The 429-nt window shown below is 59.7% G+C and carries 1 tRNA gene; it reads left to right on the top strand.

Annotation, left to right across the window (positions count from 1 at the left end):
• The first annotated feature begins 4 nt into the window (after positions 1–4).
• Positions 5–81: transfer RNA gene (locus FCL40_RS18425), tRNA-Asp, on the top strand.
• Positions 82–429 lie beyond the last annotated feature (348 nt).

Below are 429 nucleotides of genomic sequence, written 5' to 3'. Positions count from 1 at the left end.
CGGCGGAGTGGTAGTTCAGTTGGTTAGAATACCGGCCTGTCACGCCGGGGGTCGCGGGTTCGAGTCCCGTCCACTCCGCCAACAAATCGAAAAAGCCCGTAGCTAACGCTATGGGCTTTTTTCGTTTCTGCTCCACAGAGCTTCCAGATAGCTCGTAAAGGACGTCTCACAGGCACCATCGTCACCCCGGCGAAGGCCGGGGCCCAGTGGCTTTGTGATCATGCTTGAAAAAGACCCTGGATACCGGCGTGCGCCGGCATGACGGTGCTTGGAGAAGCCGAACAGGCATGAACTGGCACTGCGCGTGCCGAACGTGTCGGTGTGGTTGTCGATACACACCCGGCGGCAGTGGCAACGAAGCACTTCACTATCCACACGCACCATCGTCTTCCTGGCGCACGCCAGGAGCCAGCGTCTTTGTACTCGGGC

This window comes from Ferrimonas sediminicola (assembly GCF_005116715.1).
Lineage (GTDB): Bacteria > Pseudomonadota > Gammaproteobacteria > Enterobacterales > Shewanellaceae > Ferrimonas > Ferrimonas sediminicola.
Note: the sequence above shows the minus strand (reverse complement) of the source record. Positions and strands in the feature narration are given on the sequence as shown.